The organism is Actinoplanes sp. NPDC089786 (assembly GCF_040684855.1).
Classification (GTDB): Bacteria; Actinomycetota; Actinomycetes; order Mycobacteriales; family Micromonosporaceae; genus Actinoplanes.
In genome coordinates this window covers 37,479-61,566 of the sequence record NZ_JBFBGU010000007.1, presented here as the reverse complement: position 1 = coordinate 61,566, position 24,088 = coordinate 37,479, and the positions used below count along the sequence as shown (strand labels likewise).

Annotated in this window: 21 protein-coding genes and 1 pseudogene; 9 read left to right on the top strand and 13 right to left on the bottom strand. The window is 72.2% G+C overall.

The window, feature by feature from the left end:
- Positions 1-41 precede the first annotated feature (41 nt).
- Genes AB0O15_RS22215 through AB0O15_RS22205 form a run of 3 tightly spaced genes read right to left on the bottom strand, consistent with a single transcriptional unit; the run spans position 42 to position 3,006 of the window.
- Positions 42-1,022 carry a hypothetical protein gene (locus AB0O15_RS22215; protein WP_364321478.1) on the bottom strand — a complete coding sequence of 327 codons (981 nt, stop codon included), beginning with the start codon at positions 1,020-1,022 and terminating at the stop codon, positions 42-44.
- Positions 1,019-2,629 carry a hypothetical protein gene (locus AB0O15_RS22210; RefSeq protein WP_364321475.1) on the bottom strand — a complete coding sequence of 537 codons (1,611 nt, stop codon included), beginning with the start codon at positions 2,627-2,629 and terminating at the stop codon, positions 1,019-1,021. The genes AB0O15_RS22215 and AB0O15_RS22210 overlap by 4 nt, the downstream gene beginning before the upstream one ends.
- Positions 2,630-2,658: 29 nt before the next feature.
- The gene (locus AB0O15_RS22205) at positions 2,659-3,006 is read right to left on the bottom strand and encodes a hypothetical protein (protein ID WP_364321473.1); all 348 of its coding nucleotides are present in this window, start codon (positions 3,004-3,006) and stop codon (positions 2,659-2,661) included.
- 59 nt (positions 3,007-3,065) lie between these two features.
- On the opposite strand from AB0O15_RS22205, the pseudogene AB0O15_RS22200 reads away from it, so the two are divergent.
- Positions 3,066-3,191 (top strand): annotated as a pseudogene (locus AB0O15_RS22200) (SDR family oxidoreductase); the annotation flags it as partial.
- Here the strand turns inward: AB0O15_RS22200 and AB0O15_RS22195 are convergent.
- Positions 3,181-4,029 (bottom strand): S41 family peptidase, encoded by an 849-nt coding sequence (locus tag AB0O15_RS22195; protein ID WP_364321470.1) that lies wholly within the window; start codon positions 4,027-4,029, stop codon positions 3,181-3,183. The pseudogene AB0O15_RS22200 and the gene AB0O15_RS22195 overlap by 11 nt on opposite strands.
- A 17-nt stretch (positions 4,030-4,046) precedes the next feature.
- The gene (locus AB0O15_RS22190; protein ID WP_364321467.1) at positions 4,047-4,865 is read right to left on the bottom strand and encodes an MBL fold metallo-hydrolase; all 819 of its coding nucleotides are present in this window, start codon (positions 4,863-4,865) and stop codon (positions 4,047-4,049) included.
- A 301-nt stretch (positions 4,866-5,166) separates the two neighbouring features.
- Between AB0O15_RS22190 and AB0O15_RS22185 the strand changes: the two genes are divergently transcribed.
- Complete coding sequence (locus tag AB0O15_RS22185; RefSeq protein WP_364321464.1) at positions 5,167-5,955, top strand: maleylpyruvate isomerase family mycothiol-dependent enzyme; 789 nt, start codon at positions 5,167-5,169, stop codon at positions 5,953-5,955.
- A 55-nt stretch (positions 5,956-6,010) separates the two neighbouring features.
- On the opposite strand, the gene AB0O15_RS22180 is transcribed toward AB0O15_RS22185, so the two are convergent.
- Positions 6,011-10,144 carry a carboxypeptidase regulatory-like domain-containing protein gene (locus AB0O15_RS22180; RefSeq protein ID WP_364321461.1) on the bottom strand — a complete coding sequence of 1,378 codons (4,134 nt, stop codon included), beginning with the start codon at positions 10,142-10,144 and terminating at the stop codon, positions 6,011-6,013.
- Between the two features lie 133 nt (positions 10,145-10,277).
- Here AB0O15_RS22180 and AB0O15_RS22175 point away from each other — a divergent pair, with 133 nt between their 5' ends.
- Positions 10,278-11,255, top strand: coding sequence for a helix-turn-helix domain-containing protein (locus AB0O15_RS22175; protein WP_364321458.1), 978 nt, complete (start codon positions 10,278-10,280; stop codon positions 11,253-11,255).
- Positions 11,256-11,274: 19 nt separating this feature from the next.
- Here AB0O15_RS22175 and AB0O15_RS22170 read toward each other — a convergent pair whose 3' ends face one another.
- Entirely contained in the window at positions 11,275-11,805 is a 531-nt protein-coding gene (locus AB0O15_RS22170; RefSeq protein ID WP_364321455.1) for an ABATE domain-containing protein, read from the bottom strand.
- An 89-nt stretch (positions 11,806-11,894) separates the two neighbouring features.
- Here AB0O15_RS22170 and AB0O15_RS22165 point away from each other — a divergent pair, with 89 nt between their 5' ends.
- Positions 11,895-13,577 carry an aminotransferase class I/II-fold pyridoxal phosphate-dependent enzyme gene (locus AB0O15_RS22165; RefSeq protein ID WP_364321452.1) on the top strand — a complete coding sequence of 561 codons (1,683 nt, stop codon included), beginning with the start codon at positions 11,895-11,897 and terminating at the stop codon, positions 13,575-13,577.
- On the opposite strand, the gene AB0O15_RS22160 is transcribed toward AB0O15_RS22165, so the two are convergent.
- On the bottom strand, positions 13,528-13,935 hold the full coding sequence (locus AB0O15_RS22160) for a PLD nuclease N-terminal domain-containing protein (RefSeq protein ID WP_364321449.1): 408 nt from the start codon (positions 13,933-13,935) through the stop codon (positions 13,528-13,530). The two genes, AB0O15_RS22165 and AB0O15_RS22160, sit on opposite strands and share 50 nt — an antisense overlap.
- A 179-nt stretch (positions 13,936-14,114) precedes the next feature.
- Here AB0O15_RS22160 and AB0O15_RS22155 point away from each other — a divergent pair, with 179 nt between their 5' ends.
- Positions 14,115-14,627: a DUF3455 domain-containing protein gene (locus AB0O15_RS22155; protein WP_364321446.1), complete on the top strand. Its 513-nt coding sequence runs from the start codon at positions 14,115-14,117 to the stop codon at positions 14,625-14,627.
- 63 nt (positions 14,628-14,690) lie between these two features.
- Here AB0O15_RS22155 and AB0O15_RS22150 read toward each other — a convergent pair whose 3' ends face one another.
- On the bottom strand, positions 14,691-15,665 hold the full coding sequence (locus tag AB0O15_RS22150; RefSeq protein ID WP_364321443.1) for a right-handed parallel beta-helix repeat-containing protein: 975 nt from the start codon (positions 15,663-15,665) through the stop codon (positions 14,691-14,693).
- 219 nt (positions 15,666-15,884) lie between these two features.
- Here AB0O15_RS22150 and AB0O15_RS22145 point away from each other — a divergent pair, with 219 nt between their 5' ends.
- Entirely contained in the window at positions 15,885-17,042 is a 1,158-nt protein-coding gene (locus tag AB0O15_RS22145) for a PP2C family protein-serine/threonine phosphatase (protein WP_364321440.1), read from the top strand.
- A 163-nt stretch (positions 17,043-17,205) separates the two neighbouring features.
- The gene (locus AB0O15_RS22140; protein ID WP_364321437.1) at positions 17,206-19,008 is read left to right on the top strand and encodes a rhamnogalacturonan lyase; all 1,803 of its coding nucleotides are present in this window, start codon (positions 17,206-17,208) and stop codon (positions 19,006-19,008) included.
- Between the two features lie 111 nt (positions 19,009-19,119).
- Here the strand turns inward: AB0O15_RS22140 and AB0O15_RS22135 are convergent, their stop codons facing one another.
- From AB0O15_RS22135 to AB0O15_RS22125, 3 genes are read right to left on the bottom strand one after another with little or no spacing between them, the layout of a single operon-like run.
- Positions 19,120-19,875 (bottom strand): ABC transporter permease, encoded by a 756-nt coding sequence (locus AB0O15_RS22135; protein WP_364321434.1) that lies wholly within the window; start codon positions 19,873-19,875, stop codon positions 19,120-19,122.
- Positions 19,872-20,651 (bottom strand): class I SAM-dependent methyltransferase, encoded by a 780-nt coding sequence (locus AB0O15_RS22130; protein ID WP_364321431.1) that lies wholly within the window; start codon positions 20,649-20,651, stop codon positions 19,872-19,874. The genes AB0O15_RS22135 and AB0O15_RS22130 overlap by 4 nt, the downstream gene beginning before the upstream one ends.
- Positions 20,648-21,643, bottom strand: a complete 996-nt coding sequence (locus tag AB0O15_RS22125) for an ABC transporter substrate-binding protein (RefSeq protein WP_364321428.1) — start codon at positions 21,641-21,643, stop codon at positions 20,648-20,650. Before AB0O15_RS22125 ends, AB0O15_RS22130 begins: the two co-directional genes overlap by 4 nt.
- Positions 21,644-21,820: 177 nt before the next feature.
- Between AB0O15_RS22125 and AB0O15_RS22120 the strand changes: the two genes are divergently transcribed.
- Positions 21,821-22,414 (top strand): hypothetical protein, encoded by a 594-nt coding sequence (locus AB0O15_RS22120; RefSeq protein WP_364321425.1) that lies wholly within the window; start codon positions 21,821-21,823, stop codon positions 22,412-22,414.
- 21 nt (positions 22,415-22,435) lie between these two features.
- Positions 22,436-23,242, top strand: coding sequence for an SAM-dependent methyltransferase (locus tag AB0O15_RS22115; RefSeq protein ID WP_364321422.1), 807 nt, complete (start codon positions 22,436-22,438; stop codon positions 23,240-23,242).
- Between the two features lie 50 nt (positions 23,243-23,292).
- Here the strand turns inward: AB0O15_RS22115 and AB0O15_RS22110 are convergent, their stop codons facing one another.
- Entirely contained in the window at positions 23,293-23,985 is a 693-nt protein-coding gene (locus AB0O15_RS22110) for a hypothetical protein (protein WP_364321419.1), read from the bottom strand.
- Positions 23,986-24,088 lie beyond the last annotated feature (103 nt).

The following is a 24,088-nucleotide window of genomic DNA, read 5'->3' as shown; positions in this document are numbered from 1 at the left end:
GAGCCGGTGTGCGGGTCCGCCCGCACGCCGGCTCGAGTCTTTCAGTCGACCCAGAACATCAGGTGCGGCGGGAGGCTGCCGACCCGCGGCGCGAGCGGGTCGTACACCAGCGGGTTGATCAGCACGTAGCAGTTGTCCGGGGTGCGTGTGCTGGTGGGGAGCGTCACGCGGGCCTGGCCGGTGGCATCGACCGCGGCGGTCAGCGTGGTGCGGTACCGGAGCTGCCGGCCGCAGACGTAGAGGTGCAGGCTGACCGGGCCGGCCGCCGGGAAGCCGCCCAGCAGGACGTCGACGCCCTCGCCCTTGGCCACATGCTCGGGGGTGATCCACAGCGTCGGCGTGGTCGCCCGCTCCACCTTGAACTCGGTGGCCGCGGTCTCCTTGTTCTGGTCGACGCGCACCAGGTACTTGCCGGTCTCGCTGCCGGGCCCGAGCGGGTAGGGGATCGAGTCGCCACCCTCGGCCGTGCCCGCGCGGGTGATGACCTTGCGGCGGCCGGAAGGCGTGGTGACGGTCACGGTCAGGTCGGCGTCGCCGAAACCATTGACACAGATGACGGGTACGCCGGGCACGGTACGGACGTCGGTCACGCCCACGCTCAGCGGCTCGGGCAGGATCCCCTGGCAGTCCGTGCCGCCGCCGGAGAAGATGCTGATCTGCTCGGCGACGCCCGGCGGGACCGGATCGTGGCGTTCCAGCAGGTCGTCCAGCGACGGCGTGCCCCCGGCGGACGGCGAAGGCCCGGGCGCGGGCGCCGTTGACGACGAGGGGGTGGGCGAGCCCGGCCGCACCCCGGGCTGTGGCCCGGCCCGCCGATCGATCGGACGTCGCGGCGGCGGCGAGGTCGTGGCCGGTGACACCGAGGGCGACGCCACGGGCGACAGTGACGCGTCCGGCCCGGCCGAGGTCGCGGCCGGTGGCGGCACCGGCGCGGCGGCCGTCCCGGCGCCACCGGCCCGGACGACGAAGCCGGCCACCAGGGCAACCACCGGCGCCGCCCACAGGAACCGCCGCCGGATCACGGCTCACCCCCGGCGCGCCGGATCCGGGCGTCGATCTCCTCGGCCCGGCCGGTCGCCCGCATGGCCCGGTAGACGTCACCCAGATTCCGCAGGAACAGCAGCTCACGCTCCCGGATCGTGGGCCGGTCGACCCCGATCCGGCTCAGCAGGCCGAGCGCCTCCTCGTACCCGATCGTCGCCTCCGCGTTCCGCCCGGCCATCCACGCCGACAGCGCCTGGCCGGCCCGTGCCTCCGCCGCCAGCCGCATCGACTGCCGCCCGGCCTCCGGCGACAGCCCGGCCGATCCGCGGTACGCCCGCAGCGCCGCCCCGAATTCGGCGTCCGCCTCGGCCCAGCGTGGCGGCCCGGCGATGCTGAGGCGCTGGTAGGTCAGCCCGAGCCCGAGCCGCGCCTTCATCTCCAGCAGCGCGTTCCCCGGGTGGCCGAGCGCCGCCCGGTACAGGTCCATCGCCTGCCGGAGGTCGGCCGGGTCGGAGTGGAAGCCCGCCCGCAACGCCTCGGCCAGCCCGACCGTGGCCCGCGCGTACCCGGGCTGCTCGGCCAGCGCCCGCCGGAAGATCGTCGCCGCCTCGCCGTAGCGCCCGGCCCGGCCCACCGCGTTGCCGAGCATCAGCAGCACGACCTCGGCCCGGACGGTGTCGGTGATCCCGGACCGGATCCGGTCGGCCGTCCGGAAGTCACGCTCGGCCCCGGGATAGTCGTCGAGCGCGTACCGGCCCAGCCCCCGCACGAACGCCACCACCGACTGCACGTAGCGCACCGCGTCGCCGGCCAGCTGCCGGTTGACCTCGACGTTGCCGCCGATCACGTCGGCCGGCTCGGTCAGGCTGATCTCGTGGCGGCCGACGAACTCGGGCGTCTCGCTGAACACCCGCTCGGTCAGCACCACGTCGATCGTCATCGTCCACAGGTCGCCCGCCTCGGTCAGCCGTCCGCTGAGGACCACGTCGGCGCCATGCTTCCGGCCCACGTCCACCAGCGCCGCGGACGGGGCCGGATCAACCCCGTCGGGCCCGCGTACGGCGACGATCGGCTCGTCGCGCGCCCACTGCTCCAACTCCCGGGAGAGCGTGTTCTCCAGCGCCGGCAGCGCCGCCGACGGCATCACCAGGATGTTGAACAGCCCGGCCATCGGGGCCGGCGCGGGCGGCCGGGCGCTCGCCCCGGCCATGGTCACCAGCAGGGCCACCACGACCAGCACGGCGGCCGGCCACCAGGCCCGGTGCCGGCGCTGGACCGGCGGCGGGGGAGCGGCCGCCGGGGCCGGGACGCGCAGCGCCTTCTCCCGCAGCGAGGCGTCCTCCCACAGGCGGCGCCACTGCGGAAGGACGGCGTCGACATCGTCCGGCCGTCCGGCGTGGCGGAGGCACGCGATCACGTACCCCCGCGTGGTCTCCCAGGTCGGCAGACGACGGCCCGCGGCCGCCCCCGAGAGCGAGGCCAGACTGCAGTGCGCGAGCTCGCTCATCGTGCGGTAGGTCGGTTGCCCGCAGTCCCGCCGCAGATCACGCAACCGCGACGCGAAGGCGACCCGATGTTCGGGCAGCGCGGCGTCCATCGTGGCCTCCCGGCGCCCCCGCCGCGCGGCATCTCCCGTCCCAGCCATCGACCGCCCCCCAACGTCGAGGCGGCAGCTTACCGGGGAACGTCCATCCGTTGAGTCCCGATGACCGACAGCAGACGCAGCGTCGCCTCGGCCGGCGAACCCGGCTCGGCCGTGTAGATCACCACGTTCTGGTCGCGGTCGGTGATGTCGAGCTGGTCGCAGTTGACCGTGACCGGCCCGACCTGCGGATGGTCGAACGTCTTGACCATCGCCGGCCCGGCCGTGACGTCGTGGGCGTTCCAGAGGGCCGCGAACTCCGGGCTGCCCGCGAGCAGGCCGGCGACCAGGTCGGCGACCTCGGGATCGCCCGGGTAGCGGGCGGCCGCGGCCCGGAGCTTGAGCGCGGCGTGCCCCCGGAACGCGTCGAGGTCGGACACCCCGAACAGGTGCGGTCCCAGGAAGGCAGTCGCCCGGCCTCCAGGAACGCATCGTCGCGGCCACACCGATGGGCCGGGGCGCCGACCCGTCCGAGATCGCCGAGGCGGCGGCGTGGCTGCTCAGCGACCGCGCCTCCTTCGTCACCGGCACGGTCCTGCGCGTCGACGGAGGTGCTAGAGCCTGAGGGCGGCGGCGAGAGCTTCGTCGGCCGGGCAGGAGACGTCGGGCACGACGCCGCGGCCTTCCCAGTTGGTCCCGGTGTGCGAGTCGACCACGTACGCCTCCGGCAGCAGCCCGAGCACGCTCGGCCCCAGCCGAATCGGGGTGATGTGGTCGGCCGCCCCCGGCGTCCGCGTTCCCACCACGGTGACCCGCCCGCGCGCCTGAAGGTGATAGGCGAGCGCTTCCCCCGACGAGAACGTCCCCTCACCCACCAGCACGGCGACCGGCTGGGTGAGGGCGGTCCCCGGCGCCAGATCCGGCGTCCACCACTGCCGCCGCCGATCCCGGTAGACCACCTCGGACAGCTTCGTGGCCTCGTCGCCCAGCAGCCGCCCCGCGATCAGCGCCAGCGTCGCCGGATCACCGCCACCGTTCCCGCGCAGATCAAGAACGATCCGCTCGGCGCCACCGGCCAGCGTGACGGCCGCCTCCACGAACGGCCGCGCCGGTCCCACCGCGTCGAGCGCGTCGACCCGGATCAGCGCGGTCCCGCCAGCCAGCCGCCGCACCTCGCCGACCCCACCGGCGCGCCGCTTGATGTCCTCGCCGTCCGGCGGCGGCCACCCCTTACTCACCTCGTCCGCGGGATCCGTCCCGTCGGGTTCGAAGACCAGGAGCAGATGCCGGCTGTACGCCCAGGCGACACGCTCCACCTCGCGGCAGGCGGCCGCCGTCACCTCGGTCGGATCGGCCCCGAACCGCTGCTGCAGCTCCAGAACGAGCTGATCCCGCCGATCGTCGGCCGGCATCAGCCGTTCCAGCCACCCGGCCACCCGCTCGACGAGCTCTCCCAACGTCACCGCTCAACGGTAGTGGTTCACCGCGCCTGGTTCTGTCCGGCCAGGCGCTCGGCCTGCCCGTCGTGCACGTCGCTGACCCACTCCCAGCCGGGCTTGGCCGACGGGCCGATCCGCGGGTCGTCGGGAACCCGGCCGTCGCGCAGGGCGAGCACGTAGGCCCGGTCCCGCTCGATCCGCGCGTGCAGCTCATCGGCTCCGCCGACCGAGCCGTGACCCGGCACGACGACCTCGACGTCACCCGCCACGCCCTCCAGCAGGCGCAGCGCGACGAGGTAGTCGTCGACCGGGTCGGCGGTCCCGTTCAGGTCGAGCATCGGGATCAACACGTCGGAGAGCATGTCGCCGGCGATGAGCACCCCTTCGACGAGCACCGCCGCATGGCCCGGTGAATGCGCCTGGTGCTCGATGATCCGTGCCCGGGGCCCGTCCCACGGGATCCGCTCCGTGCCGGCGGGCAGGCCGGTGATCAGCCCGTACAGGTCCAGCGAGACCTGCTCGGCGATGCCGGTCGGTTCCAGGTGGGCGGTGATGTCGGCCTTCGCGTCCGGGTGGGACAGCTCCTCGCGGACGGTCGCCGCGCAACGCTCGGTGCCGTAACGAGGGGCCGTCCCGAGCCGGACGTGCCAGAGCAGGTGGTCCCAGTGCGGATGCGTGGAGAACCCGGCCACCACGGTCTGGCCGGCCCGGGACAGGTCGTCCGCGAGGCAGGCCATCTCGTGGTCCTGCAGCCCGGGGTCGATGAGCAACACGCCGTCGAGGCCCCGCACGACAATGGTGTTGCTCTGGAGAAACTCGCTCTGGTGGACGAGCACACCCTCCGCGACCTGCCTCAGCATCGGCCCATCCCTCATCCCCCATAGCGGTTGCGTTCTGCAACCACTTTAGGGAGCGCGAGGTCTCTGTCAAGAACGACGCGGTCGGATGCTGCTCACCTTCTCGGCCGTCCGCGACGCGTCAGGATGATTCATCTCGTCGAAGAGAGCCGGCGCTGACCGCAGACTGTCGCTTGCGTCGGCGGGACGGCCCAGCATCAGCTGCACGTCGCCCAAAGCGGCCAAGACTTCGGCTTTGAAGTGCCGCTACCAGGTCCGCGCCGATCAGTCGTGGCCGGACGAACCTGTGGAAGGGTCAGGTCCCATGAGTGAGCTGAACGTGGAACTGGCCCGGCAGGCGATCGTGAAACACACCCGGCGGCTGGCGGAATCGGCCGCCGCGGCCGGCCCCGGCGCCGCCGTGCCGACGACTCCGGAATGGACCGTCGCCGATCTGGTCGCGCATGTGGGGCAGACCGAGAACTGGGTCGCGGAGATCGTCGAGCGGCGCATCGTCGACCCCAGCCGGTTGCCCACCGAGATGGCCGTGCTCCCCGAGGACCCCGATGCGTGGCCGGCCTGGCTGGCGGAGTCGGCACAGCGGGTGGTGAGCGCCTTCTCCGATGACGCCCTGGAAGCGCCGGTGTTCAACGCCGCGGCCGACGGGCGGACGGGAGGGCGGTTCTGGCTGTCCAGCGTTCTCAACGAGACGGTCATCCACGGCTTCGACGCGGACGCGGCGGCGGGCCGGCCGGCCGAGGTCGACGCCGGCGTCGCCGCCGCGCTGATCAGCAACCATCTCGCGATGCTCACCTCCCCGACCTGGGAGATGGCGCGGCCCGCGTCGGCCCATGCCATCCGGGGCACCGGGCAGACCTTGCGGTTGCTGGCCACCGACACCGCGGATGCCTGGTTCGTCGAACGGCAGCCGGAGGGAGCGGTGTTGCAGTCCGGAAGCCGGCCGGCCGATGTGACGGTGACCGGCCCGGCCCGATCGCTGCTGCTGACCTTGACCCGGCGGGTCCCGCTGAGCGGAGGCGAAGGCATCAGCGTCAGCGGCGACGCCGGCCTGGCCCAGCACTGGGTCGACAACACCGCCCACGTCGCCGGCTGAACGGCCGGGCGCCCCGGCGATCAAGGGTGCCCGGCCGTTCGATCCGGAGGTCCCCCTACCGCCTCCGGTGGAGGGTGCCGGTCAGGAAGGCGCCGGCCTTCGCCGCGGTGACGGCGGGGTCGGCGGCCAGGGCGAGGTCGAAGGTGGTCGTCTCGCCCTTCCGGACCTGGGCGACACGGGTCGCCGGGGTGTATCCGTCCTTCGCGGCGATCACCTGCACCGGGTTGGACGTGCTGTCCAGCCACAGGTGCCAGGCGCCGGCCGTGTCGGTCTTCAGGGTGTACGACGTCGGACCGCACTCGCCGGTCGTCGTGTCGTACCCGGGGCACAGCGCGACCGTCGCGCCCCCGATGGCCGCACCGTCGCGGGAACGCACCACGCCGGACAGCTCTCCCCACGAGGCCGGCGGTGTTGTGGTCAGGGCGACCGCCACGGGGGCGAGGTCCCGGTACGGCGTGTCCGTCGAGACGGTCAGCCGCGCCCGGTAGGTGCCCAGCTGGGGCAGCACCGACGAGTCGGCGGTGACCCGGACCGTCACGCTGCGCCCGGGGGCGACGGTAAAGTCCGACGTCGAGAGCGAGAGCCACGACACGTCCTGGCCGCAGTCGCCGTACCCGCTCAGGTTCTGCACCCACCAGGTGGAGAAGAACCCGCCGGCCGAGCCGCCGACCGTGTAGAGGCCGCAGGCCGCGGCGCCCCGGTAGGTGGCGTTGTTGGCGTTGGGCAGGCGGGTCCAGGCGTCGACGGCCGGGTCGTACTCGACGGCCTGGTTGCTGAGCGCGGTGCCGTTGGCCACCACGCCGCCGACAATCTGCAGGTGACCGTTGGCCGTGGTGGCCGCCCCGCCCCAGAGGTCGCCGGGCAGCGCCGCCCGCTTGGTCCAGCCGGTCGCGCCGAGGGCGTAGGTGTCCTTGATCGCCCGGCCCGGACCCGCCGTGCCGCCGGCGCAGACCAGCTCGCCCTGGGGTCCGCCGCAGGCCAGGAACGAGGCCACCGACGGGTACGCCGGGGCGGTGCGCCAGGTGTCGGCGGCCGGGTCGTACACGTACACCTTGTCGGTCTGGTTGCAGGGGTTGCTGGTCGTGCAGCCGCCGACCAGGTAGAGCTTGCCGTCCACGACCGCGCCGCCGGCGGCCGCGGCCCCGCTGGGCAGGGGGGCCTTCTCACCCCATTTGTTGGAAACCGGGTCGTAGACGTAGGTGTGCCGGCTGGCCCCGCCGCCGGACCAGCCGCCGGCCAGGTAGAGCTTGGTCCCGATGAAGCCGCCGACCGGAGCGGTGACCGCGGCCGGCAGGTCGGCGATCGGGGACCAGGTCGCGGCGGCCGGGTCATAGACGTACCCGGCCTGGTAGGGCGTGTTTCCGCTGGTCCCGCCGACCGAGTAGACCTTGCCGCCGTGGGTGGCGGCCAGGTTGTCCATCACCGGCACGGGGTAGTCGGCGAGGTCGGCCCAGGGCACGGTCGACGGGGTGGCCTGGCGTGGCGGGGTCGATGTGGGGCCGGCCGCCTCGGCCATGCTCACCCAGGTCGCCGTCACCTGGTCGGGCGCGCCGGCGGTCGAGCGGACGCCGGCCAGCGGCGTGAAGCCGCCGGTGTCCTCGCCGAGGTGCACCTTGACCGGGTCGGCGCCGTTGTTGGTGAAGGTGAGCGGTTCGCTGCCGGCTTGACCCAGCTTCTTCTCGTACGCCAGGGTGCCGCGATCGATCGTCAGCCGCCCGGCGGTCAGCCGCACGTCGGCCCGCTTGACCGCTCCCTGGCGTACCTGAGCCTTGGTTTTGGCGGTGGTGTAGAAACCGCCAGTCACGGTCAGTGGCGTCGACCCGACGGACGGGCTGTGCAGCCAGTAGTAGCCGTCGCCGTCGGTGACACCGAAGGCGGTCGCGTCGGCGTCGCTGGTGACCACCGCGCCGGCCAGCGGCTTGCCCGTGTTGTCGTCGGTGACGTGCCCGGCCACGATGCCGCCGGTGGCCGGCGCGCAGGCCCGGCTGCCGATCAGCACGTTGTCCAGCTGCCAGCGCCGGCTCCAGCCGCCGGTGAAGTGGAACCGCGCCCGCACCCGCGGCTGGCCGGCGGCCGCGGCGATCGGGAACTCGAAGTGCCGCAGCCCGCCCGGCATCGGGTAGGAGGCCGGCCAGGTCGCGCCGCCGTCGAGGCTCAGGTCGACCGACCCGGCCTGGTCGGGGAACGGGATGTAGCTGCCGTCGAAGCTGATCTGCGGCGACGTGTGGCCGGTCAGGTCGACGACCGGGCTGACCAGCGTGGTGTCCTGCACGCCGCCCTCGCCGTAGCCGTCCGAGTCGACCATCGCCAGCTGGCCGTCGGCGCCGGGGGTGTCGGCGTAGCGCGGCGCGCCGAAGGACCAGGTCTGCCCGTTACCGATCTGGTCGGTAACAGTCCAGCCGGCCTGCGGTGTCTTCTCCGTCCAGCCGGTGAAGTTCTGGGTCAGACCCGTGTTCTGGTACGCGTAGCCGGGCGCGTCGCACGCGTCCGTGTCGACCGGGATGGCCAGGTTCTGCTTGACGTTCGCCCTCCCGACGGTGAGCTTGGCCGTCGCCACGCGATAGCCGGGCAGGTCGGCGGCTTCGACGTGGAAGGTGTAGTCGGCGCCGACCGGCAGGTCGACCGAGTACTGGCCGGTGAACGGGTCGGAGTGGACCGCGCCGCCGGGGTAGCCGTCGATGGTGATCTTGGCGCGCATCGGCCAGCCCTGGCCCGAGCCGTCGACGACCTTGCCACTGACCGTGCGGGAGTCGGTCGTGCTGAGCGTGATGTCCTGGGTGACCCGGCCACCGGCGGTGACCACAACACCGTCCACAGTGCGCGACTGGTAGCCGAACTTGGTCACCGCCACGGTGTAGGTGCCGACCGTCGCGTACAAGTCGTACCTGCCGTCCGTACCCGTGGTCGCGGTGAATTTCCTGCCGTTCGTGTCGCTCGCCGTGACCGTGGCGCCGGCCAGCGGAGCCCCGCCCGCGGTGACCGTGCCGAGGATCTCGCCGTTCTCGCCCAGCGTCAGCGCCGACACGCCCTGCGGCGTGCCCAGCCCGGTCGGCCCGTCCCAGCCGGGGCCGGCCTCGCACAGCACGTCGCCGCACGAGCCGTTGACGCCCTGGGTGATGTCGAACAGGCCCCGGCGGGTCGCGTACGGGTAGGCGTTGGGGTAGGTGCCCGGCGTCGGCTTGCCGGCCAGCGCGTACATGGCGGCGACCAGCGGCGCGGACAACGACGTGCCGCCCACCTGGGCCCAGCCGTCCAGGCCGAACGTGCCGTAGACCGAGAGACCGGACGCGGGGTCGGCCACCGCCGAGATGTCGGCCGACGCGCGGTTGCCGCAGGCGGTCGCGACGCCGTTCTGGAAGGCCGGCTTCGGCTCGTAGTACGAGCAGCCCGACCCGGCGTCGTCCCAGGCGACCTCGGACCAGCCGCGGGCCGAGCCGTCCCGGGCCAGGTGTGTGCCGCCGATGCCGGTCACGTGCGGACTGGTCGCCGGGTAGCTGTGCACGTTGCCGTCGTCACCGCTGGACACCGTGACCGCGATCCCCGGGTGGTCGTAGTACTGGTCGAACTGCTGCGCGAGCGGGTGCTCCCCGTTGATCCCGTACGAGTTGGAGATCGCCGTGACACCGAGCCCGGCCGCGGTCGTCACCGCCTCGCCCAGGTCGGCCATGCTCGCCGTGTCGCCCTGCACCAGCAGGATGGTGCACCGGGGGCAGGCGGCCGAGACCGCGTCCAGGTCGAGCGCGGTCTCCATCGCCCAGCCCTCGTCCTGCTCCGGGTAGTCGGCGCCGCCACGCTGGTCGATCTTGCGGAAGCAGCCGTTGCCGGTGGTGCAGGGCGGCAGGCCGTAGTGCGCGCGCCAGACGGCCAGGTCGGCCTCGGCGTTGTCATAGCCGTACGCGTCGACGATCGCGACCGTCTGCCCCTCGCCGGCGTCGGGCAACTGGTAGGCCGACCGGATCTCGGCCGGGCCCAGCGCGGTCGGCAGCGGACCGGCGGCGGCCTTGCGTTGCGGGCTCCGGAGGGCGACCGAGAAGCATCGGGCGACCGGGATGCCGTCCATGCCGATGGCCTGGTCCCGGTTGCAGCCGGTCGGCACCTCGGCCGCCGGGGCCGCGATGGCCGGGCCGGGAAGCGAGAGCGGGACCGCCACCAGGGCGGCGGCGAGCAGGACGCGTAGCCACGACTTCATCGATCTCTCCCCATCCGACTCTCCCCATCCGACCAGGCGATGTGGAGTGACGCTGACATAGTTGTGCCACGATGAACAAGACGGTGGTCGATGCGTCTTTGTGACAGGTGGCATGAATACGACAGGCGGAGCCATGTGGGAGACGGTCGGGATTCCCGAGGTCGAGGCCCGGGTGTACGAGGCGCTGATCCCGCCCGGGCAGGCTACGGTGGCGGCGCTCGCGGCGCGAACCCAGCTGGGTCCGGCCCGGGTGACCAGCGCGCTCGCCGGTCTGGTCGGCCGCGGCCTGGTCACCCGCACACCCGGCCGGCCGGTCCGGTACGTCGCCGTGGCGCCGTCGCTGGCCGGCTCGGTGCTGATCGCCAAGCGGGAACATGAGCTCGGCCGGCTCCAGCAACACCTGCACCGGCTCGATGAGGCGTTCCAGGCCGGCCAGGCGGCGCGGCAGCGGGTCCGCAACGTCGAGGTGATCGAGGGCGCGTCGAAGATCTACCGGGCGTTCGTGCGGATCCAGCGGGCGGCCCGGCTCGAGGTGCGGTCGTTCGACAAGCCGCCCTACTTCGTCCCGCCCGGCGAACACGGCGACGAGGGCCCCAACCTGGAGGAGCGGCAACACCTGGCGGCCGGCCAGGTCGGCTACCGGGTGGTCTACGACGCCGAGTCGGTGGCCCTGCCCGGCCGGATGGACAACATCCTCGAGGGCATCCGCAAGGGCGAGCGCGCCCGCACCGCCGCCGGGTTACCGGTCAAGCTGGTCATCGCCGACGCCACCTCGGCCATCATCAGCTCGGCCGGCGACCACCGGAAGGAGATCTCGTACGTCCTGCACGAGTCCTCCCTGCTCGACCTGACCATCGGCCTGTTCGAGGCCACGTGGGAGCGGGCCACCCCGATCACCCGGGCCGAGCCCCGTCCGCACGCCTCGTCCGGCCCGCTCGAACACCGGCTGATGTCCCTGCTGGCCAGCGGGGCGACCGACGCGGTCATCGCCCGCACCCTGGGCTGGAGCGTCCGCACGGTCCAGCGGCACGCCCACGAGCTGATGGAACAGCTCGGCGCCCGCACCCGCTTCCAGATGGGCATGGAGGCCGTCCGCCGGGGCTGGCTCTGAAACACCCCGGCAACACCGGTCAGGCGCGGCGGCGGGCGCGGTAGGCGGCCATCTTGGCCTGGCTGCCGCATTCGCCCATGCCGCACCAGGTCCGGCGTGCGCCCCGGGAGCGGTCGACGTAGAGGCGGGTGCAGGCCGGCTTCGCGCATTCCTTGATCGGGGCGGACGGGTCGGCCAGCAGGGTGAGCAGGGAGCGGGCCACGTCGGAGAGGGCGGCGCCGGCCGGGCCGCTCCGGCGGAGCCCGGCCGGGGTCAGGGAGACGGTGGTCGGCGGGGCCGAGGCGCACTGGTTGGCGAAGGCCAGCGCGTCGGGCGGCCGGGCGCGGCCGTTGAGGTGGGCGGTCACCAGCGTGTACGCGATCTCGCGGAACCGCCGCGCCATGGTCAGGTCGAAGCTGTCCGCCCCGGGCGGCGTGTCCAGCAGGCCGGCGCGGACCAGCCACTCGTCGAGGTCGGCCGGCTCGGCCAGGGTCTCCTCGGGGTGGTCGCGCCGCCACTTCAGGGTGCCGGCCAGGTCGAGGGCGGCGTTTCCGCTGACGAAGACGAACATGCGGATCAGGTTACCGCCTTGACGGGTAACCGGGCGAGAGGTCAGACTCCGAGTTACCCCTTTGACCGGTAACCGGAGGAGCCCGCACGATGCTGACCCGCGAGGAATACCTCTACTTCGCCGGCCGGGCGCTGGACGGGATGGCCGGCATCGTGGCGACCCTCGGCGACGACCGGGCCGGCCGCAAGCCGCAAGCGCCCGGCGCCAACTCGCCCTACGCGCTGCTCACCCACTGCCTGGGCGTGGTCGAGGCGTGGGCCGGCGGCCTGGTCGCCGGGCGGCCGGTCGACCGGGACCGGGCCGCCGAGTTCACCGCCTCCGGGCCGGTGGCGCCGCTGCTCGAACGATGCCGCGAGGTGCGGGCCGCCTTCCACGCCGACGTGCTCGCCGCCAGACCGGCCGAGCCGCTCACGACCCGGCCGCCGGCCGACTTCGACGGGCCCGACCGCGAGCTCACCCAGGGCGCGGCGCTCCAGCACGTCTACGAGGAGCTGGCCCAGCACCACGGCCAGATGGAGGTGCTGCGCGACCTGATCGTGGCCGAGAGCGCGGGCGAAGGCGTGGCCGAAAGCGCGGTCGGGAGCGCGGCCGACGGCGCGGCCGGGAGCATCTTGGGAATCGCGGCCGAGGGAGCCGGCTGGGTCCGGCCGGAGCGGCTGCGGGACGGCGTCGGGGCGAAGTGGCGGATGGTCGAGCCGGACGTCCTGCCCGCGTGGGTGGCGGACATGGACCTCGGGGTGGCGCCGCCGATCATCGACCGGGTGCGGGCCATCCTCGACCGGCAGGATCTCGGTTACCCGTACCGGCAGGAGGCGGTGGCCGAGGTGTTCGAGGAGCGGATGCGCGAGCGGTTCGGCTGGGCGCCGCGCTCCGGGCGTACCCGGGTGATGAGCGATCTTATCCAGATCCTGCAGGTCGTCATCGAGATGACCACGGAGCCCGGTGACGGCGTCGCCCTGCACATGCCGGCCTATCCGCCGTTCCCGGCGGCGATCCGGCGCGCGGGCCGGGCGCTGGTGCCGATCCCGATGATCCGCACCCCGACCGGCTGGACCTTCGATCTCGGCGCGATCGCGGAGCGCCGGCCGAAGCTGCTCGTCGTGGTGAACCCGCAGAACCCGACCGGCCGCGTCTTCACCGCCGATGAGCTGAGGTCGCTGCGGGACGTGGCCGAGGAGTACGACCTGACGGTGCTGGCCGACGAGATCCACGCCGACCTTGTCTACGAGCCGCACCGCCATGTCCCGTTCGCGAGCCTGCCGGGGATGGCCGGGCGGACGGTGACCGCCACGTCGGCCACCAAGGCGTTCAACATCGCGGGGCTGCGCTGCGCCCTGGCCCACATCGGGCCGGACGCGCTGGCCGGGAAGCTGGACCGGATGCCGCTGGACTACTTCGGGACGCCGGACGTGCTGGGCCGGGCCGCGACCATGGCGGCGTGGACCGAGTCGGGGGAGTGGCACCGCGACCTGATGACGCTGCTGCGCGCCAACCGGGACCGGGTCACGACCTGGGCGGCCGAGCGCGGGCTGGCCCATCACACGCCCGAGGCGACCTATCTGAGCTGGGTCGACTTCGAGGAGGACGACCCGGCCGGCCGCATCCTGCGGGACGGCCGGGTGCAGCTCACCCCGGGCGCGGACTTCGGCGACCCATGGCGTACCCACGCCCGGATCAACTTCGCCACCACGCCGGACGTGCTCGACGCGATCCTGGGCCGGATCAGCTCTCCTCGGCGGAGCGCTTCCGCAGCTCTTCCTCGCGGCGCTTGAGGTCGGCCTCCCACTTCTTCATCATCGCCTCGTCGTCCTTGAGCGAGCCGGCCAGGTTGCGCAGGAACTCGGGGTCGTCGTCGGGGGCGGTCGGCTGGTTCTTCCGGGGCCGCTCGGCCTCGGGGAAGCCCGAGCCGGGCCGCCAGCTCTCGCCGTTGCTCATCCGGATGGCCCGGGCCGGGCGGCCGGCCACGAACCAGGCGATCGCGCCGACCGGCGAGAACAGCAGGATGATGAAGACCCAGGCGATCCGGGGCAGGGCGCGGATCGCGTGCTCGTCGGCCGACAGGCAGTCGATCAGGGCGATGACCAGCAGCGCCAGGTCGAGGAGCACGAACAATGAATAGAGCCGGAACATGGCCAGAATGCTCCCAGAAAACGTCCAGGTTCGTGGTCCCTATCGCGTGGGCGGGATGGCCGGTTACGTACCGGAATCTCAAGGGTTCCTTAAGTCCCGGCCGGCGCCTGAACTACGCACCGTGAGGGCCGTCGCTGACCACGACAGAGCAGCATCGGCCATCCAAGGAGTTCCTCGTCATGTCGAAACGCCGCAACATCCGCGCCGTCAGCATCATCGGCGCCGCCGCCGTCGCGGTCGCCGCATCGGCCGTCACCCTGTCGGCCTCGGCCGCCACGCCGATCGACCCGCCGGCGGGCTCGACCAAGGTCGGCGAGTGGGCGGTCGCCACCGGGATCCAGACCTACACCTGCGCGAACGGCACGTTCGTCGGCACCGCCTCGGTGCCGGAGGCGCTCCTGGTGGACGCGGCCCAGCAGAGCCCGCTGCACCACTTCGCCGGCCCGAGCTGGCAGTCGAACGTCGACGGGTCGACCGTCACCGCGACCAAGACGGCCGAGTCGCCCAAGGCGGGCACGATCCCCGAGCTGCTGCTGACGGTCAACAGCCACAGCGGCCCGGACGGCATCCTCACCCCGGTCAAGTACATCCAGCGGCTGAACACCTCGGGCGGCGCGGCGCCGACCCGGCCCTGCACCACCGGCGACCGCGAGTCGGTGCCCTACGGCGCGACCTACGTGATGTTCAAGTAGGGCGTAGACAGAGAGCCGCCGCCCGGTGTGGGAAGCCCGGGCGGCGGCCGTTCCTCGCGGGGGTCAGATCGAGATCTTCCCGGCGCCCGCGTTGGCGGTGACGAGCGACTTCACGTTGCCCGCCGCGTCGGCCGTGTACGAGTAGGGGATCGAGGCGACGCCGCCGCCGGTCTGGCCGCTGCCCGAGTTGACCAGCAGGTTGTTGCGGGCCACCAGGGTGCCGGGGCCGGAGTCGCCCTCGCCGAGGTGGAACGGGTCGGAGACGCCCTCGAAGGAGTTGGCCTCGACCAGGACGCCGGCGCCTTCGGTGGAGGCGACGCCGTAGCCGCTGTTGCTGCGGTAGTAGTTGTTGTAGACGTGCACCGGGTTGCCGAAGCGCACGCGTGGGTGGCGCTGGGTGGAGCCGTCGAAGTAGTTGTGGTGGTAGGTCACCCGAAGGTGGCCGCGATCCTGGCCGCCGTTGTCGTCGCTGTGCCCGAGCAACATCGACTTGTCGTGGCTGAACACCCGGTTCCACGACACCGTGATGAAGTCGGAACCGCGCTTGATGTCGACCGCGCCGTCATAACCGTTGCTGAACGAGTTGTGGTCGATCCAGATGTTGGTCGCCGACTCCTGCACATTGATCGCGTCGTCATTCCAATTGCGGAAGTTCAGATTGCGGATGATGACGTTGCGGTCGCCGTTGACGTTCAGCCCGCAGCCGGCGATGGTGGCGCCCGCGTTGCCGATGATCGTCTTGTTCGAGCGCACCCGCAGCATGCCCGAGCAGGAGATGGTGCCGGACACCCGGATCACCGCCGCGCTCGACGAGCCGAGGGCGGTGGTCAGGGCCGAAGCGCTGGTCACGGTCGTGCTGCCGGCGCTGCCGCCGCCCGTGGTGCCGCCGTTCTGGGTGCTCCAGCCGACCTGGTCGAGCACGCCGAGGGTCTGGGCGGGGGCTTGTCCGTGTGCGGCACCGGCCACGCCGGCGGCGATGAGGACGGGCACCGCGGCCACGGAGGCGTACTTGGCGAGCCGTTGAATACGGCCAGACATCACTAACCACTCCTTCGCATTGGGGAAATGTGCGGGAATTCGCGCGCCGCACGGTGGAATGCGGCTGGCGCTGTGCGTGGGAACGCTCCCACGCACAGAAAAGCACAGCCTTTCCGAATTGGGAAGGCATTGACGTTTGCAGATTATTTGCAGGGACTTGCCATCCCCGGATGGTCCCGGCCGCCCGGGTGGGCAAGGATGGGGGCAATGGATGCGCCGATGGAGGCCGTGAGGCGGCTCCTTGATCTGCGGCACCGCGGCCGGGCCGAAGACCTCCCCGCGGTGCTGGCGCAGGCTGCCCCGATGCTGGGGGCGGAGACCGCGGCGGTGCTGCTGATCGACTACGGCCAGCTCGACCTGTGCCCGCTGCGGGGCACCGACGCGGGCGTGGAGTCGTGGCCGGTCGAGGGCACCCCGGCCGGGCGGGCGTTCACCACCGCGAGCGACGCGTGGCTGGCCACCGACGACGGCGGGCGGCTGTGGCTGCCCCTGCTGCACGGCGCCGAGCGGCTGGGCGTGCTCGAGCTGGGCGTCAAGGCGTACCCCTCGGACGAGGCCCGGCACGACATGAACGTGATCGCCGCGCTGGTGGCCGAGCTGATCGCCAGCCGGCGGTTCTACGGCGACGCGGTCGAGCACACCCGGCGGCGGCTGCCCATGCAGCTGGCCGCCGAGATCATCTGGAACCAGCTGCCGCCGCTGACCTTCGCGGTCGACGGGACGCTGGTCACCGCGGTGCTCGAGCCCTGCTACGACGTCGGCGGGGACGCCTTCGACTACGCCGCCAACGGCGACGTGCTGCATGTCGGGCTCTTCGACACGGTGGGCCACGGAATCAGCGCCAGCGCGCTGACCACGCTGACCCTCAACACGTACCGCAACGCCCGTCGCTCCGGGCTCTCCCTGGTCGACACCTTCCGCTCGATCGACAAGTGGATCCGCGCTCAATACCCGGGCAGTTTCGTCACCGCGCTGCTGGCCGAGCTCGACACCGCGACCGGCCGCTACCGCCGGATCAGCGCCGGGCACCCGGCCGAGCTGCTGCTGCGCGGCGGCCGGCGGATCCCCTCGCTGCCCTCGCCCAACACGCTGCCGCTCGGCCTCGAGCACATGGTCACCCGGCCCCCGGCGGTCGTCGAGGAACAGCTCCAGCCCGGCGACACGCTGGTCCTCTACACCGACGGCATCACCGAGGCCCGCGACGCGAGCGGCACCCTCTTCGGCCCCGACCGGCTCGCCGCCTTCATGCTGGACGCCCAGGCCCGGGGGGTGTCGGCCGCCGAGATGATGCGCCGGCTGATCCACGCGATCATCTCGTACGAGGAAGGCGAGCTGCGCGACGACGCCACCGCCGCGATGCTCCAGTGGCGCCACTGACGGTCGCACCGATTGGCGTCAGGCGCCGTTTTGGGAGCGCTCCCATTGACACGTGTATATGCGATGCCTACGGTGTGCGGGCCAGGTAAGCGCTTTCCTGCTGCCGGCTCGCGCCGTTCCACCGCGGTGCGGGCGCGGCCCGAGCCCCCTTGGGACGGTCTCGATGAAACCTGTGAAAGTCCTCGCGGCGGCGAGCGTCCTCCTCGCCACGGCCGGTGGCGTCGTCGTCGCGGCGCAAGCGGACGCGGCCGAGCCGCCCCCGGCGCCGGTCGCCCGGGGCACGACGGAGAAGCTCGACCGCGGCCTGATCGCGATGCGCACCACGACGGGCACCTTCCTGTCCTGGCGGCAGCTCGGCGACGACCCGGCCGGCGCGACCTACACCGTCTACCGCGACGGCAAGGCGGTCGCCACCAGCACCGTCACCAACTTCACCGACGCGGGCGCCCCGGCCGGCGCCACCTACCGGGTCGGCGCCGGCGTGGAGACGCTGACCGCCGGTGACCCCGTCCGGACCCTCGCCGCCAGCCAGGACGTGCCGATCCAGATCCCGGCCGGCGGCACCACGCCGGACGGGGTGGCGTACACCTACTCGGCCAACGACGCGAGCGTGGGCGACCTGGACGGCGACGGCCAGTGGGAGATCGTCCTCAAGTGGGACCCGTCCAACGCCAAGGACAACTCGCAGTCCGGCTACACCGGCAACGTGTTCATCGACGCGTACAAGCTGAACGGCACCCGGCTGTGGCGGATCGACCTGGGGCGCAACATCCGGGCCGGCGCGCACTACACGCAGTTCCAGGTGTTCGACTACGACGGCGACGGCAAGGCCGAGGTGGCGATGAAGACCGCCGACGGTACGAAGGACGGCGGCGGCACCGTGATCGGCTCGTCGTCGGCCGACTATCGCAACTCGTCCGGCTACATCCTCACCGGGCCCGAGTACCTGACCGTCTTCAACGGGCCGACCGGCCGGGCGGCGGCCACCACGAACTACGTGCCGGCCCGCGGCACCGTGTCGTCGTGGGGTGACAGCTACGGCAACCGGGTCGACCGGTTCCTGGCCGGCACCGCGTACGTCACCGGGTCGTACCCGAGCATCATCATGGCCCGCGGCTACTACACCCGCAGCGTCGTCGCCGCCTGGGACTTCCGCAACGGGACGCTGACCCGGCGCTGGACCTTCGACAGCAACTCGTCCACCAACGGCTCGGCCTGGGCCGGACAGGGCAACCACCAGCTGTCGATCGCGGACGTGGACGGCGACGGGCGCGACGAGATCATGTACGGCGCGATGGCGATCGACGACAACGGCAACGGGCTGTGGACCAACGGCATGGGCCACGGCGACGCCTACCACGTCGGTGACCTGATCCCGAGCCGCGCCGGGCTGGAGGTCTTCAAGGTCAACGAGTCCACGTCCAAGCCGGCGGCGTGGATGGGCGACGCGCGTACCGGTCAGATCATCTGGCAGAACGCCTCCTGCGGCTGTGACAACGGGCGCGGCGTGTCGGCCGACATCTACGCGGGCAGCCCCGGCGCCGAATCGTGGTCGTCGGCGGTGAACGGTCTGCTCAACACCGGTGGCGGCACCGTCGGCCGCAAGCCCGGCTCGGCCAACTTCGTGATCTGGTGGGACGGCGACGCCCAGCGGGAGCTGCTCGACGCCACCCACATCGACAAGTACGGCACCGGCGGCGACACCCGGCTGCTGACCGCGAGCGGCGTGCACTCGAACAACGGCACCAAGGCCACGCCGTCGCTCCAGGCCGACATCCTCGGCGACTGGCGCGAGGAGGTCATCTGGCCGACCAGCGACAACCGGGCGCTGCGGATCTATTCGACGACCGACCCGACCAGCATCTCGCGGCCGTCGCTGATGCAGGACCGGCAGTACCGCGAGGCCGTGGCCTGGCAGAACACCGCCTACAACCAGCCGCCGCACCCGAGTTTCGCTCTTTCCTAGAGCGGTGACGGCCGCCCGGGTCTTCTGAATCGGCGCAGGGGCCCGGGCGCGCTTCTTCGCAGTGGTAGCCCCTGGCGGTATCCGCCGCCCGGATACCGCCAGGGGCTACCACTAGCCGGTGATGGCGCGGGCCCAGGGGAGGGCGAGGCGCTCGAGCGCGACCACCCCGTAGAACAGGGCGACGCTGAGCAGGGCCAGGAGCAGGACGGCGGCGAAGGCCAGGGGAGTGTCGGCGTTCACGCTGGACAGGGCGATCACCGCGCCCAGGCCGGTCTGCGGGTTGCTGATCTCGGCCACCACGGCGCCGATCACGGCCAGGGTGGCGCCCACCTTGAGGCCGACGAAGATCTGCGGCAGCGCCCACGGAAGGCGGAACCGGGCGTACGCCTGCCAGCGCGACGCCGCCATCGACCGGGACAGCTCGGTCAGCTCGATCGGCAGCGAGGTCAGACCGGCCGACGCGGAGAGCACGATCGGGAAGAACGAGATGAGCACGACCAGCACGATCTTGGGTTGCAGGCCGAAGCCGAGCCAGACCACCAGCAGCGGGGCGATGGCGACCTTGGGTACGGCGTTGACCGCGACCAGGAGCGGCAACGTCGCCCGCCGGACCAGGTCGGACGCGGTCAGCCCGATCGCGATCAGCACCCCGGCCGCGGTGGCCAGGCCGTAGCCGAGCAGCGTCGACGTGACCGTGTGGCCCAGCTCGGCCAGCAGGTAGGCCGGCTGGGCCCGGAACGCGGTCACGATGTCCGGTGGCGACGGCAGGAAGAACGGGCGGACGTCGAACGCGTCGGTCAGCCACCACCACAGCGCGACCGCGCCGGCGGCGGTCACCACGGGCGCCAGGAAACCGGTGCGGGTCATGCCCGACCGGCCGTCGAATACAGCAGATGCCCGCGTACGACCATGCCGGGGTCGTTCAGCAGCTCCAGGATCCGGTCGAGGTCGGCGTCGGCGAGACCGGCGTCCCGGAGAGCGGCCCGTTGCTGCACGATGTTGGACGCTTGGAGCAGGGCGCCGGCCGAGCCGCCGGGCCACGACCGGGCGTGCACCTCGGTGGTGACGTCGGTCAGCCCGGCGTCGAGCATCGCCGCGTGCACCCGCCCGGCCCAGGTCGGGTCGTTGCCGAAACTCGGCATCACCCGCTCGGCCAGGGCCTCGTGGTACGCGTCGTAGATCGCCGCGTCGGCCGGGGTGGGCGCCCGCAGCACGCCCTTGCGGAACGTCGTCTCGAAGTCTTCGATGAGCAGCACGCCACCCGGGGCCAGCGCCGCGGCCAGCCTGGTCAGGATCTCGGCGCGGGAACCCAGGTGGAGCAGCAGCAGCCGGGCGTGGATCAGGTCCCACGGCCCGGCCGGGACCGGGTCGCGCCGCAGGTCGTGCTGGAGGATGTCGTAGCGGCCGTCGGGCGGCAGGTGGCGGACGTTCAGGTCGGTGGCCAGCACCTTCGCGCCCAGGCCGGCCAGGCGCGCGGCCACGCTGCCGCCGCCCGCGCCGAGTTCCAGGCAACGCTGGCCGGCGGCCAGGCCCAGTTCGGTGATCCGGCGCAGGGTGAAGTCGTCGTACATGGCGGCCAGGTGGCGGTGCCGGTTGGCCGATTCGTCGTGGTCGTTGTCGAAGGCGTACCGGGAACCGGTCATCGCGGGGTCAGCGGGAACTCGACCACCTTGTCGGCGGTCAGCCCCGGCGGAATCAGGCCGGTCTCGACCAGCACGCCGATCGCGGTGGTCACCCGGGCCTGGTCGATCGAGCCGAGCGGTTGGCCGGCGGCCGGTTTCGTGTACGGGGTCATCAGCGCGATCTCGCCCTTCGCGGACTCGGCGGCGCTCGCCGGATTCTTCTGATGCAGCAGCGCGGCCGCCTCGTCGGGATGCTCCAGGGTGTACTGCAGGCCCTTGAGCGCGGCGTCCCGGAAGCGCCGGACCAGATCGGGGTCGTCGGCGATGAGCTTGGTACTGGTGATGATGGCGTTGCCGAACAGCTCGGGCAGGAACTCGCTGTACGGCAGCACGGTCATCGGCTTGCCGGCCGCCTTCTCGACGCCCGGTCGCCCGATCAGGAAGGTGCTGAGCGCGTCGACCCGGCCCGACGCCATCAGCGCCGGGACCTGCTGGGGCGAGGCGTTCACCCACTTCACCGTGCCGGCATCGAGGCCGGCCTTCTTGGCGTACGCGGGAAAGAGCAGTTGATTGACCGACCCGGTGGCCGCGCCGAGCGTCTTCCCGGAGAGATCGGCGGGCTTCCGCACCGGCCCGTCCTTGGGGGCGACGATCGAGACCAGGGTCTCCTGGTGGATCGCGGCGATCGCGCGGAAGTCGGGGTAGGTCCCCTTGCCGGCCAGGATGATGCCGCCGATCAGGTCGTTGTTGGCGAACTGGACCCGACCGGCGGCGAGCGTCTTCAGGTTCTCGCCGGTGGCCGCGCCGAGCTGGATCTCGACGTCGAGGCCGGCCTCGCGGAAGTAGCCCTTCTGCTGGGCGATCCAGGCGAAGGCGTCCCGGCCGGCGGCGCCGAACGCGGTCAGATAGACGATCTTGCGGAGTTCGGGGGCTGTGTCGTCGGGCTCACTCGAACAGCTTCCGACCAGGAGAAGAACGATGACGATCGAGAGAAACGCTCGTAACCGGCCCATCGGGGCCTCCCCGTGAGGCGTCGTTTGACCCATTGAAGGGTATTGATCTGGCGACGTTCCCGCAGTGTCCGGAACTTGACTGTCCACATGAGCCGGCGGCCGTGATGAAGGCCCTGACCTGTCCGTTAGCGGCCAGGCAGCGCCTCCACCGTGGACGGGCCGCCTAACGTCCCGTTCATGGCCCTTTGCTCCGAGCACCCCTATGCATCGCCCTCGGCGTCACGCCGGGGTGCGGTGGTCACCGCGTTCCTGCTGGTCCTGGCGTTGGCGGGCTGTGGCGGGGAGCCGGCGCGGCCGCCCGCTCCGGCGTCGTCGGCCCCGGTCCCGGCGCCGTCGTCGGCCACCCCCTCGGCGTCGATCGCGGCCACGCCGACGAGGGATTACCTTCAGGACGAGATGCGGAAAGCCTTCCGTACCGCCATGAAAGCGCACCCCGGCGCGAACCTGGACCGATGCACCCGCTCCACGCCCCTCGGTGACAAGAAGTGCGGTAAGGCCCTCGCCGCCGCCGAGCAGGTCGCCGAGACCACCGGGATCGTGCTCCGGGCGAGCGACCCGAAGAACGCCGACCTGCTCTACGGCGGCGCCTTCGGGTTGATCAACCAGTTCCTCGGCACGTACGGCCAGCTGCGCGACCCGGTCCCGTGCTACGGGCTGAGCAAGAAGCCGCAACCGCCGGCCCAGCTGCGGGCCGAGGCCGAGGCCATCTGCACGGAGGCGGCGGCCATCACCAAGGTCAGCTGGGACATCTTGGTGGGTCAGTTCCAGTGAATCAGTGTCTAGGATGGCGCGATGCAGACCGAGAACCCGGGCGGCGAGGCTCCGAAGATCGACACCTCGGTGCCGCACCCGGCCCGGCGCTACGACTACTGGCTCGGCGGCAAGGACAACTTCGCGGCCGACCGGGAGTCCGGTGACGCGATCGCGGCCAAGTTCCCGGGCATCCGCACGGCCGTGGTGGAGAACCGCCGGCTGCTGCGCCGCGCGGTCACCCACCTGGCCGGCGAGGCGGGCATCCGGCAGTTCCTCGACATCGGCACCGGGCTGCCCACGGCCAACAACACGCACGAGGTCGCGCAGCTCATCGCCCCCGAGTCCCGAATCGTCTACGTGGACAACGACCCGCTGGTGCTCGCCCACGCGCGGGCGCTGCTGACCAGCTCGGCCGAGGGCCGGACGGCCTACCTGGACGCCGACGTCCGCCGACCCGAGGCCATCCTGAAGAGCCGCGAGGTGGCCGACACGCTCGACCTGAGCCGGCCCGTCGCGCTCCTGCTGTTCGCCGTGCTCCACTTCGTGACCGACGACGAAGACCCCTACGGCGTGGTGAAACGCCTGGTCGCGGCCCTGCCGCCGGGCAGCTGGCTGGTCATGTCGCACGCCACCGCCGACTGGCTGCCGCCGGAGGCCGCGGCCATGATCCAGTCCGGGAAGCACGGCGCCGGGCGGTTGCGCGACCGCGACGAGTTCGCCCGGTTCTTCGACGGCCTCGACCTGGCCGAACCGGGCGTGGTCCCGCTGGCCGAGTGGCGCGCCGAGGGCGAGCCGCCGCCGGCCGCCGAGGTGTCCATGTACGCCGCCGCCGGTCGGATCCGCTAGGCCACATTCGCTTCCGGGGCGCCATCATGCGCGGCGACGGTGAAACCAGGCTAGACCCGGACGGTGGTGTACTGCTCGATCTCGGCCAGGGGCTTCCAGTCGCCGTCCTTCAGACGCACCTGGAAGCCCTCGCTGCCGCGCCGCACCCCGATCGCCTCGACCCAGGCGTGCTCGCCCCTGACCCGCACGTGGACGCTGTCGAACGCGCCGAACGCCGCGATCAGCTCGAGCCTCAGGTCGGCGGCGGGCTCGCCGGCTCTTTCACCGGCCGCTGTCCCGGTCAGATAGGCGCTGGCCACGTCGGCCCGGGCCGCCGTGCGGGCGGCCGTCGCGTAGGACCGGGCCCGCAGGTCACCGGTCACGAAGTGGGCCAGCGCCAGCACCGTGGCCGCGATGATCAGCGAGCCCGCGCCGACCAGGGCCACCGCGATCGGCTCGCCGAGCGTGTCCCGGAACGGCGTGACCGAGCTGATGATCACCCCGCCGACCGCCGCGAGCAGGCCCGCCGCGCCACCGGCCGCGCCCGCGCGCTTGAGCCACCACCTGGTCACGCTGGTCACGCCGGACTTCAGCACCTGGAGTGAGCCGGGTGTGTCGGCGTCCCATCGGGTCTGCTTCACGCCCTTGTCGCGGTCCTCGTCGGTGGCGAGGAACTGCAGCGCGGTGACCAGCTCGATCAGTGACACACCGTCCGGCTTCGACGGCGGCCAGGTCAATTTATCCAATGTGTCCTTCGATGCCACGCCGGGCATGATGGCGGCTGCCGCGGCCCGCTGTCCACCCTTTCGCCCCCGTGGACGTAACCATGTGTCCATGTCGATGGCCGATTCTGTGGATCATGATCCG

Bases quoted from the DNA above. Each gene is read 5' to 3' on its own strand.
- AB0O15_RS22140 (WP_364321437.1), top strand. From the start codon at position 17,206: ATGAAACCTGTGAAAGTCCTCGCGGCGGCGAGCGTCCTCCTCGCCACG.
- AB0O15_RS22160 (WP_364321449.1), bottom strand. From the start codon at position 13,935: ATGTTCCGGCTCTATTCATTGTTCGTGCTCCTCGACCTGGCGCTGCTG.
- AB0O15_RS22130 (WP_364321431.1), bottom strand. From the start codon at position 20,651: ATGACCGGTTCCCGGTACGCCTTCGACAACGACCACGACGAATCGGCC.
- AB0O15_RS22155 (WP_364321446.1), top strand. From the start codon at position 14,115: ATGTCGAAACGCCGCAACATCCGCGCCGTCAGCATCATCGGCGCCGCC.
- AB0O15_RS22125 (WP_364321428.1), bottom strand. From the start codon at position 21,643: ATGGGCCGGTTACGAGCGTTTCTCTCGATCGTCATCGTTCTTCTCCTG.
- AB0O15_RS22180 (WP_364321461.1), bottom strand. From the start codon at position 10,144: ATGAAGTCGTGGCTACGCGTCCTGCTCGCCGCCGCCCTGGTGGCGGTC.
- AB0O15_RS22165 (WP_364321452.1), top strand. From the start codon at position 11,895: ATGCTGACCCGCGAGGAATACCTCTACTTCGCCGGCCGGGCGCTGGAC.
- AB0O15_RS22190 (WP_364321467.1), bottom strand. From the start codon at position 4,865: ATGCTGAGGCAGGTCGCGGAGGGTGTGCTCGTCCACCAGAGCGAGTTT.
- AB0O15_RS22135 (WP_364321434.1), bottom strand. From the start codon at position 19,875: ATGACCCGCACCGGTTTCCTGGCGCCCGTGGTGACCGCCGCCGGCGCG.
- AB0O15_RS22175 (WP_364321458.1), top strand. From the start codon at position 10,278: ATGTGGGAGACGGTCGGGATTCCCGAGGTCGAGGCCCGGGTGTACGAG.
- AB0O15_RS22150 (WP_364321443.1), bottom strand. From the start codon at position 15,665: ATGTCTGGCCGTATTCAACGGCTCGCCAAGTACGCCTCCGTGGCCGCG.
- AB0O15_RS22210 (WP_364321475.1), bottom strand. From the start codon at position 2,629: ATGGCTGGGACGGGAGATGCCGCGCGGCGGGGGCGCCGGGAGGCCACG.
- AB0O15_RS22185 (WP_364321464.1), top strand. From the start codon at position 5,167: ATGAGTGAGCTGAACGTGGAACTGGCCCGGCAGGCGATCGTGAAACAC.
- AB0O15_RS22145 (WP_364321440.1), top strand. From the start codon at position 15,885: ATGGAGGCCGTGAGGCGGCTCCTTGATCTGCGGCACCGCGGCCGGGCC.
- AB0O15_RS22170 (WP_364321455.1), bottom strand. From the start codon at position 11,805: ATGTTCGTCTTCGTCAGCGGAAACGCCGCCCTCGACCTGGCCGGCACC.
- AB0O15_RS22120 (WP_364321425.1), top strand. From the start codon at position 21,821: ATGGCCCTTTGCTCCGAGCACCCCTATGCATCGCCCTCGGCGTCACGC.
- AB0O15_RS22115 (WP_364321422.1), top strand. From the start codon at position 22,436: ATGCAGACCGAGAACCCGGGCGGCGAGGCTCCGAAGATCGACACCTCG.